We start from the raw sequence: 10,561 nt of genomic DNA on the forward strand, positions 1-10,561 counted from the left end.
GCGATAGTCTTGTCGTTTCAGGCACGACTGGCGAATCACCGACGCTCTCCGATGAAGAAAAACTGGAACTGTTCCGATTTGCTGTTAAGCATGCGAATGGTCGTTGCAAAATCATTGCTGGTACGGGCAGCAACAACACAGCCCATTCCATCCATCTGACAAAAGATGCAGAAGCAGCTGGCGTTGATGGCATTTTGCTTGTTGCTCCATATTATAACCGTCCTAGTCAAGAAGGACTTTATCAGCACTTTAAGGCTATTGCTGAAGCAACAAAATTGCCTATTCTTTTGTATAATGTGGAAGGTCGTACGGGAGTCAATATCTCTGTCGAAACGACGCTTCGCTTAGCACAAATCGACAATGTTGTGGCGACAAAAGATTGTGCTTCAACAGATCAATTAACTCAAATTATTAGTGGTGCTCCTGCAGGATTTAAAGTATACAGCGGGGACGACAGTGCTACACTTCCTGCTTTAGCTATTGGAGCTTACGGAATCGTTAGCGTTGCGGGACATGTCGTTGGCGCGCAAATGAAACAATTAATCGAAGCCTATGTGAACGGGAACGTTCAGGAAGCTGCTCGAATAAATGGTATTTTACATCCAATTTTCAGAGGTTTATTCTATTGTCCTCATCCTGTACCTAATCCTGTGGCCGTGAAATTTGCACTTGGCTTAAAAGGTTTGCCAGTTGGAGGAGTTAGACTTCCGCTTGTTACTGTGACCGAGGCTGAGGCCGCATTCTTACGCAATTTACTGGTGTAAATACACGTAATCGTTGATTGCAGCCGGTGCATCCAGCATCGGTTTTATTTTTTTGGGAAGCATATTGCATAATAGCAATATCGTGTTTCACTTGTATTCCAGCTTTTTCTTCATGTATAATGATTTCAAGTGACTGGGTGCGGCAAATATTTGGAAATGAAATTAACGTCAGAGCGGCATCTGACGATAACAACGCATAGGTAAACAATGTTCGGCATTAATTACCTGTGGATCCGTACAAAATAAATATTGCTTTTCCATATTACGACAATACTTACGAGGCCATTATAGCTTCGCAATAATAATTAGATGCTTACGGAGCCGTTCGCTTCGAAATATTTAAGAAAATGCTTACAAAGCTATTTTGCTTCGAAAATTAACCCAATGATTACGAAGCGAATTTCGCTTCGCAAAATTTTAAGGAGGAAAACACTTGTCTAAGAAGAACAACCAGGATAAATTGCTCATTTTTGCACTAGGCGGAGTTGGCGAGATCGGGAAAAACATGTACGTCATCCAATATAACAATGATATCGTTGTAGTTGACTCAGGACTTAAGTTCCCTGAAGAGGACATGCTCGGAATCGATATTGTTATCCCTGACATCTCTTACCTAACGGAAAATCGCGACAAAGTTCGCGGAATTATTATTACACATGGTCACGAGGATCATATTGGCGGTTTGCCTTATGTACTAAAAAGCTTAAATGTGCCATTATATGCAACAAAACTAACACTCGGACTTATCGAAGGAAAATTGAAGGAAGCCGGCTTGCTCGGAGAAACGAAACGTATTCTCATCAATGCAGATAGCGAAATTCAATTAGGCACGATTCGTGCATCCTTCTTMAGAACGAACCACAGTATTCCAGATTCCGTTGGTGTCAGCTTGGATACACCGGAAGGTACTGTCGTTCATACAGGTGACTTTAAATTTGACCATACGCCAGTGAATGAGCAATTTGCTGACTTGCAGCGTATTGCTGAGATTGGCAAGCGCGGCGTTTTGGCGCTATTGTCAGACAGTACAAATGCTGAACGTCCAGGATATACGCCATCTGAAGCACAAGTTGGCGACAATCTAGAGGATATTTTCCGCAAATCGTCACAACGCGTTGTCGTAGCAACTTTTGCTTCCAACGTACACCGGATTCAACAAATTATAAATGCTGCTATTGCAACAAAACGTAAGATTGCGGTTGTTGGCCGCAGTATGGTTAACGTTGTAGGTATCGCTTCTGATCTTGGCTACTTGAATATTCCAGAGGGAATGATTATTGAGCCGGAAGAAGTAAACAAATTAGCTGCTGATCGTGTTGTTATTTTGTGTACAGGCAGTCAAGGCGAGCCGATGTCGGCGCTTACTCGCATGGCACGTTCGACACATCGCAAAGTTGATATTTTACCAGGCGACACCGTTATTATTGCGGCAACACCAATTCCGGGCAACGAAAGATATGTTGGTCGTACTGTTGATGAATTATTCCGCCTTGGTGCAAATGTTATTTACGGAAATGGTTCCGTTTCAGGCGTTCACGTATCTGGTCACGGCAGCCAAGAAGAACTTAAGCTTATGCTTAACTTGATTAAGCCAAAATACTTCATTCCTATCCACGGTGAATATCGTATGCTTCGTCAGCATGCGAAGCTTGGAGAAGCAATCGGAATTGAGCGCGAGAACATCTTCGTTATTGATAACGGTGATACAGTTGAGTTCCAGAACGGCAGCGGCCGCAAAGGCTCGAAAGTACAAGCAGGAAACGTATTGATTGATGGATTGGGCGTAGGCGATGTTGGTAACATTGTATTGCGTGATCGCAAGCTATTGTCGCAAGATGGCATTTTGGTCGTTGTTGTTACATTAAGCAAACAAGATGGCGCGATCTTGTCTGGTCCAGATATTATTTCTCGCGGTTTCGTTTATGTTCGTGAATCCGAAGGTCTTCTTGATGAAGCCAATCGCATCGTGACATCGACGCTTACACGTTTGATGAATGATAAAGTAAATGAGTGGGCATCGCTCAAAACGAATGTGAAGGATGCGCTTGGTCGTTTCTTGTACGAGCAGACTCGTCGTCGTCCAATGATTTTGCCAATCATTATGGAAGTTTAACATATAAATAATTAATGAATAGAATCGCTTGTCCTTTCCGCAATTGCCGCGGCGGACACAAGCGATTCTTTTTTTATATAAGAACAGAAGACTTTTCTGCTTGGTTTGTCAAATCAAGAGATCTAGACTGTATTTTGTATAAATTTTTGACCAGACCTCATACTATGACGAGCATCAACATAAGAGGGGGATATTTAAATGAATGGTCACACAAACATGCAGTTTACTTCAGAGCAGCCTGAACAACCTATTCCAGACGATAAAAAAAAGGCGAATGCTGTTGTCGAAACGATTCAGCAGCTTGGTCAGACAGCGGCTCCTGCATTGACGGAATCCAATATCTTTTGTATGACCATCATTGGGCAAGTGGAGGGACATCTCGTTTTGCCTCCGCAAAATAAAACGACTAAATATGAGCATCTTATTCCACAACTCGTAGCAGCTGAACAAAATCATAAAATTGAAGGTGTGTTTATCGTTCTGAATACTGTAGGCGGCGATGTCGAGGCAGGACTCGCAATAGCTGAGATGATTTCATCACTCAGCAAGCCAACAGTAACGCTCGTGCTTGGCGGAGGACACTCTATAGGCGTTCCGATTGCCGTTGCTGGCGATATGTCGTTTATTGCAGAAACAGCAACAATGACGATACATCCAATTCGTCTAAACGGTTTAGTAATCGGTGTACCACAAACCTTTGAATATTTGGATAAAATGCAGGAGCGCGTCGTACGATTTGTAACTTCGCACTCGAACGTGACGGAACATACATTTAAAGAGCTCATGTTCAAGACGGGGGAGCTTACACGGGATATAGGAACTACGGTTATTGGGTCTGATGCAGTCAAGCATGGTCTGATTGATGCCGTTGGCGGCTTGGGTGAGGCGTTAAAGGAATTAAACCGAAGAATTGAGGCTTCCAAGCTCGGCAGAATTGAGGTGAATATCCAATGACACTTTATACGAATATGCCTCTTGAGGTTGTGCTGGAGGGCTTTAATGACGAAATGGAGCAATCGCAAGAGGTATGGTCAAATGGTGTAAAGATGCAGGTGACTCCCATCGCACCGGGAATGGGGAAAATTATTCGATTATTAGATTGCAGCCTCGACGACTATCTCAATCCAAATTTAATGCCGGGCACGATTGTGAATTATAAATAAGGAACAAACAAATGTTCGTGCAAATGTCTCATAGGAACATTTGCCCACCTATGGTATAATCTTTTACCAGAGGTGACGGATTTGGCAAAGAAAAAGAGACGAAAAAAATCAATTGGCACAAACTTAAAATATGAAGTATATGGAATTTTGCTTATTACAATATCAATTATTGCCCTCTCTGGAGAGGCGGCTGTCGGGCGCTCGTTATCCAAGCTATTTGGGCTTGTGCTCGGCAAGTTTTATTTTGTATTAGCACTAATTGGGATTGTCATTGGACTTGCTGTCATGATCAAACGCGCTTGGCCTAAAGGGTGGACGAACAAGCGAACAGGCTTGTTTATCATGGTGCTTGCATTTACACTCATGAGCTCCATATCTGAAATTGATCAAAAGCTGAGCCCTACGGTTGATTTGACAGGGTCGAAGATTTTTAATCAGCTTAGCAGCGATTTAAAATTATCTTTAATAAGTGTACCGGCCGAAAATGATTTACCGATCAGAGACAAAGAAATAAGCGGTGGTTTTGTAGGCGCTATTCAATATTCATTATTTTTCTCTTTGTTCGGGTATTATGGCGCGAAGCTTATTATGTTTGTTATGTTCGCGATCTCTATCATGCTTATGACAGGTAAGTCGTATGTGGAGTTAGGGAGATTGGTTACGACCCGTGGCAATCGTATGTTCAAGCTGCTTGCAGCTAAATGGGAGAAGAGAGCTTCTCTGCGTGCTGCCGCAGCTGCACAAGCGAGTGCCAATGTTGGACAGGCTGATTTTGATGATGATGATGAAACAATTGATGACGATCATGAAAGTTATGTTGCTGCTCCTCCTAAGAAGAAGAAGAGAAGATCTTTGTTTTTCTCTTGGAGACAGGATCAAGATGAGGAAGAGTCTGATACTTCCAGTCATCCGCAGGATGAATGGGTGTTCGAGCCAAATGGAACGGATACGCTTGCAAGCGCGAAGCCTGCCTGGCAAAATGATATCGAACCGCCTTGGGAGAAATCCGGCGCTGATTTACATACAGATTTGACTCCAGATGAGCATGACAGCACGCCGCCATGGGAAAATGCTGGTGATGGTCTTATAATCGACCATGAGCCGCTTGTAGCTAATCGTGATGAAGCATGGAACCAAACGAATCCTATTCAGGAATTAGCCGATTCAGAGCTGCTTAACGATACTCAGGAAGAGGCTGAGGATGATGATACGGATTTATTGGAGCCTGAAATAATCGCGGCTGGTGCTAATTCTTCAGAAGCGCTTGTATATGAGGAAGATACGGAGCAACCGATTCCGAAACGTCCTATTGCCGAAGAGAACGCACCTAAACCTTACCTGCTGCCGCCTTTTACGCTGCTTACTAAACCGAATTTAATGAGCAAAAATGCTGATGCGTCCGACATGTACGACTCTCGCCGAAAGCTGGAGGCAACGCTGGAAAGCTTTGGCGTACGTGCTAAGGTACTGGATGTTGTTCGCGGGCCAGCAGTAACTCGTTATGAAGTTCAGCCGGCAACGGGCGTTAAGGTTAGCCGAATTGTTGGTTTAACGGATGATATCGCTCTTGCGTTAGCAGCTAAGGATATTCGGATGGAGGCACCGATCCCGGGGAAATCAGCCATAGGGATAGAAGTGCCAAATATGGAGGTTTCCGTCGTAACGATGCGAGAGGTAATGGAAACCACTGCGTTTCAAAATGCTGCCTCCAAATTGTCTATCGCGTTCGGCCGAGATATATCTGGACAGACGATCGTAGGCAACTTAGCCAAAATGCCCCATTTGCTTGTAGCAGGTGCTACAGGTTCGGGTAAATCCGTTTGTATTAACGGCATTATTACGAGTATTTTGTATAAGGCTGCGCCAGACGAGGTTAAATTTCTTATGATTGACCCAAAAATGGTTGAGCTGAACGTATACAATGGAATTCCGCATTTGCTCGCTCCAGTTGTTACGAATCCTAAGCGTGCTTCTCTGGCTCTAAAGAAAATTGTTGTTGAGATGGAAAGCCGCTATGAGCTTTTCTCCAAATCCGCAACTCGCAATATCGAAGGCTACAACAATTTAATGGCCGATAATCCTGCAGCTGTTCTTCCTTATATCGTTGTTATTGTGGACGAGCTTGCTGACTTGATGATGGTTGCTGCAAACGATGTAGAGGACTCCATTGCAAGGCTTGCTCAAATGGCGCGTGCAGCTGGTATTCATCTTATCATTGCAACGCAGCGGCCATCAGTCGATGTCATTACGGGCGTTATTAAAGCAAACATTCCTTCCCGTATTGCTTTCGGTGTATCTTCTCAGGTAGACTCTCGCACCATTCTTGATATGGTAGGAGCGGAAAAGCTGCTTGGTCGCGGTGATATGCTTTTCTTGCCGGTTGGAATGTCGAAGCCGATAAGGGTGCAAGGGGCCTTTTTATCCGATCAAGAAGTAGAATCATTAGTAAACTACGCACGCGGTCAAGCCGAAGCGCAGTATAAAGAGGATCTTGTACCGGAAGTTGAAGAGGACTCAACGGATGGGAACGAAATGCTGGATGAGCTTTATGATCAAGCGGTACAAGTGATATTGGAAGCGAAGCAGGCATCGGTTTCCTTGCTGCAGCGGCGAATGAGAATTGGCTATACTAGAGCGGCAAGATTGATCGACCAAATGGAGGCTCGCTCTATTGTTGGTCCTTATGAAGGCAGTAAGCCGCGGGAAGTGCTAATTACACTCGATCAATTTCAAGCTGGAAGAGCTAGCTCATAATTTCCGAAGTTTGCAGAAAACGGAACGAAGTGCATAGAAGTGGGATCAACTTCTCATACTAAAGTTAGGTAACGCTACCTTAAGCGAACTAACTTGCAAGAGAAAGGCAGATCCCATCATGAGAAATCGTTTGATTTTGGTGACCTCGATTATCGTGCTGTTGTTGTTCGGTTCCTTTTCGTTACTGAGCGGAAAGCATGACGGAGTAAAGGAAACGTTCAGCAACGCCACCTTAACTGTTGGCTCAACTGGACAAGACGTAAAAGAATTGCAAGGACGGCTAAAGCACCTCGGTTATTTTAAAGGTGATATAGACGGGAAGTTTGGATCGAGCACAAAAAATGCGGTCACATGGTTTCAATGGAAGTTTGGGCTTAAATCGGACGGTATTGTCGGTGCCAAAACAAAGCTGAAGCTTTGGGAAGCAACAAAAAAATGGACGCCATCAGCAGCAGCCCCGCCTGCTTCCGGTTCTAATTCTGGCGGTAAAGAAGATGCTGGTTCTTCCGGCAATAAGGCACCCATTGGAGGTTCCAACCGATTAGGCTTGTCGGAAAATGACATACAGATTATGGCTAATGCCGTATACGGTGAAGCAAGAGGCGAGCCGTATGAAGGCCAAATCGCGGTTGCTGCGGTTATCATTAACCGTATGAAGTCTCAAAGTTTCCCTAACACGATTTATGGCGTCATCTTCCAGCCTGGTGCCTTTACAGCGGTTGCTGACGGGCAAATTTGGCTTACGCCTAATGCGAAAGCGCGCGAGGCAGTTATGGATGCCATTAACGGCCAAGATCCTTCTGGCGGTTGTCTTTATTATTTCAATCCAGAAACAGCAACCTCGAAATGGATCTGGACAAGAACACAAATTAAAACAATCGGCAAGCATATATTCTGTATGTAACTATAAGCCATTCTCGAAAGGAAGCAGCCGTTACTGCCTAGTGCAGCAGTGGTTGCTTCTTCCATTTCCTATAGGTTAGAATGGTATAGTGATTTGTTTAATGGAATAGATTTACTCTATAACGCGCCGTTGAAAGGAGCAAACCGTGTGTCCACATTTGAAAGAGGGCAGCTGCAGCGCATTCGTCTGCATGTATTGCCTACAAAACGATTCAAAACGTTTGCCATTTCGTTATTTGCGGGACTTTCACTTGAAGAAGCAACAGTAACACCGGTTGCTCTTATTCCGTTTGTACTGAGAAGAGGCACGGCGAAATTACCAGAAACGATTACTTTTCGTGAGAAGCTTGACGATTTATATGGAGCAGGCTTTGGGTTCGATGTATATAAAAGAGGCGACTCTCAGATTGTCCAATTTCGAATGGATGTCATAAATGATGAGTTTGTTTCATCCGATACTCCACTTCTTGCAGAATCGCTGCAATTTCTAGGTGATGTAATAACAGATCCGCTCATAGATCAGAATGGTTTCCATCAGAAGTATGTAGATGCCGAAAAAACGACGCTCAAAAAACGTTTAGAGGCGATCGTCAATGATAAAATTCGATACGCCGCAGAGCGCTGCTTGGAAGAAATGTGCGCGGATGAGCCTTATCGTTTGCATCCACTAGGCAAGCTTGCTGAAATCGAATCCATTACCTCATCTTCACTGTATGATTCCTATTTGCAGTGGCTGGATAATGCAGCACTTGACTTGTATGTCGTTGGAGATACGACGCTTGAGGAAGTAACGAAGCTTGTGGCGAGCGCCTTCAAGTTGAAGGATGGTTCACCATCTGCTTATTCCACTCCGAATATCCATCACCCTGTTAAGGAAGTGAAACAGGTTACAGAACGGATGGAGGTCAGTCAAGGCAAGCTGAATTTAGGGCTTCGTACGGGAGTCGGGTATGTTGATGATGCTTATCCAGCTGCATTAATGTACAACGGCATCTTGGGCGGATACCCTCATTCGAAGCTTTTCTTGAATGTGCGCGAGAAAGAGAGTTTGGCTTATTACGCTGCATCCCGTCTTGATGGACATAAAGGGTTATGCACAATTCAATCCGGAATTGAGTTTGCAAATTACGAGCGAGCAGTTGTGATTATTAAAGAGCAGCTTGAAAGCATGCGTCAAGGAAAACTCTCGGAGCTTGAGATGAACCAAACCAAGGCGATGATATCCAATCACCTCCGTGAGCTTCAAGACTCAGCGTATGAGATGATTGCTTATGATTTTAATGGCGTGTTAACGGGTAAAGATCGAAGTGCAGAGCAGCTGCTTGAGCAGGTTCAAGCGGTAACCGCTGAGGATATCGTTAAGGTTGCAGAGCAAGTACAGCTCGATACGATTTACTTTTTGCGCGATCGAAAGGAGGCATAAAAGGTGCAAACCCTAAATTATCCAAATGTTCAGGAAACCTTGTATCGTGAAGTGCTTGATAATGGACTTGAAGTTATCGTGCTTCCGAAGGAAGGCTTCCATAAAACGTACGCGACATTTTCTACAAAATACGGTTCCGTTGACAACCGTTTTTCAGTTGGCAGCCAGCCGCCTGTAAAAGTGCCGGACGGTATTGCACATTTCTTGGAGCATAAAATGTTTGAAGAGCCTACAGGCGATATTTTCGCAGTATTTGCCTCTCAAGGTGCATCGGCTAATGCCTTTACGAGCTTTGACCGAACCGTATACTTGTTTTCGGCTACGGAGCAAATCAACGCGAATTTAGAGACGCTTATCAATTTTGTTCAGAATCCTTATTTTACGGATACAAATGTGGAGAAGGAAAAAGGGATCATTGAGCAAGAAATCAATATGTACCGCGACAATCCGGATTGGAGAGTTTATTTTGGATTGATTGATGCGCTTTATCATGAGCATCCTGTTCATATTGATATCGCCGGCACTGTCGAGTCCATCAGGCARATAGATAAGGAAACGCTATATCGCTGCTATGAAACGTTTTATCACCCATCAAATATGTTGTTGTTTGTTGTTGGCGGAGTGAAGGCGGAGGAAGTATTCCAGCTTGTCCGCGACAATCAAAATAGTAAGTCGTTTGAACCTCAAGGACCGATTGAACGTTATTTTGAGAAAGAGCCGGAAACAGTAAAAATTGCGCGTAAGGTAACGGAGCTTCCTGTATCATTGCCTAAATGCATGCTGGGCTTCAAAGAAAAGCAGGCAGGTCTTGAAGGGGAAGCGCTTCTTCGTCAAGAAGTAACGACCAAGCTGATGTTGGATGCTTTGATTGGGCCTAGCTCTAAGCTTTATCAGCAGCTGTATGAAAATGATCTGATCTCTGATTCATTTGGAAGCGAGTATAATTCGAGCACGGGTTATGCTTTCTCCGTTATCGGCGGAGATACTCCAAATCCTGATGAGCTTATTAAGCAAATCCGAACGGCGGTTGAAGCCGTTTTGGTAAGCGGTATTGAGCCTACTGCGTTTGAAAGATCCAAACGTAAAAAAATCGGTGGATATTTGCGTATGCTTAACTCCCCAGAAGCAATTGCCGGTGAATTTACAAGATATCGATTCCGTGACAGCGACATGTTCGACGTCCTCGATTTCTATGAGAAATGTACACTTGAAGAAGTGAATGAACGGCTCCGCGAGCATTTTGATTTCGATCAGCTTGCAGTATCCATTGTGGAACAGCCTTCAAAATGAAGACGCTCCAACAGATGACGGTTCTTATTACGGGGGGAAGCCGCGGCATCGGAGCAGCTATTGCTAAACGATTTGCAGCGGAAGGCGTAAATATCGTTATCCATTACTTGCAATCTCATGAGACAGCAAATGAAACGGCACGGATGTGTAT

The 10,561-nt window shown here is 44.2% G+C and carries 9 protein-coding genes; all 9 read left to right on the forward strand.

Annotated elements, in window-relative coordinates:
- A partial coding sequence (gene dapA / locus AC1DSE_RS22190) for a 4-hydroxy-tetrahydrodipicolinate synthase (RefSeq protein ID WP_477528194.1) occupies positions 1 to 764 on the forward strand: 764 nt, incomplete at its 5' end.
- A 433-nt stretch (positions 765 to 1,197) separates the two neighbouring features.
- Positions 1,198 to 2,877: a ribonuclease J gene (locus AC1DSE_RS22195; protein WP_477528195.1), complete on the forward strand. Its 1,680-nt coding sequence runs from the start codon at positions 1,198 to 1,200 to the stop codon at positions 2,875 to 2,877.
- A 216-nt stretch (positions 2,878 to 3,093) separates the two neighbouring features.
- Positions 3,094 to 3,831: a ClpP family protease gene (locus AC1DSE_RS22200; RefSeq protein WP_430055122.1), complete on the forward strand. Its 738-nt coding sequence runs from the start codon at positions 3,094 to 3,096 to the stop codon at positions 3,829 to 3,831.
- Positions 3,828 to 4,040, forward strand: coding sequence for a YlzJ-like family protein (locus AC1DSE_RS22205; RefSeq protein ID WP_076269198.1), 213 nt, complete (start codon positions 3,828 to 3,830; stop codon positions 4,038 to 4,040). The genes AC1DSE_RS22200 and AC1DSE_RS22205 overlap by 4 nt, the downstream gene beginning before the upstream one ends.
- Positions 4,041 to 4,121: 81 nt before the next feature.
- Positions 4,122 to 6,794, forward strand: coding sequence for an FtsK/SpoIIIE family DNA translocase (locus AC1DSE_RS22210; protein WP_441881229.1), 2,673 nt, complete (start codon positions 4,122 to 4,124; stop codon positions 6,792 to 6,794).
- Between the two features lie 118 nt (positions 6,795 to 6,912).
- Positions 6,913 to 7,698, forward strand: a complete 786-nt coding sequence (gene sleB, locus AC1DSE_RS22215; protein ID WP_076269200.1) for a spore cortex-lytic enzyme — start codon at positions 6,913 to 6,915, stop codon at positions 7,696 to 7,698.
- 147 nt (positions 7,699 to 7,845) lie between these two features.
- Positions 7,846 to 9,120: an EF-P 5-aminopentanol modification-associated protein YfmF gene (gene yfmF, locus AC1DSE_RS22220; RefSeq protein ID WP_477511408.1), complete on the forward strand. Its 1,275-nt coding sequence runs from the start codon at positions 7,846 to 7,848 to the stop codon at positions 9,118 to 9,120.
- A 3-nt stretch (positions 9,121 to 9,123) separates the two neighbouring features.
- Entirely contained in the window at positions 9,124 to 10,410 is a 1,287-nt protein-coding gene (gene yfmH, locus AC1DSE_RS22225) for an EF-P 5-aminopentanol modification-associated protein YfmH (RefSeq protein ID WP_477511407.1), read from the forward strand.
- Positions 10,407 to 10,561: SDR family NAD(P)-dependent oxidoreductase (locus AC1DSE_RS22230; RefSeq protein ID WP_477528196.1), on the forward strand; the 155-nt coding region annotated here is incomplete at its 3' end. The genes yfmH and AC1DSE_RS22230, both read left to right, overlap by 4 nt.

The organism is Paenibacillus sp. 01L418, from assembly GCF_056400045.1.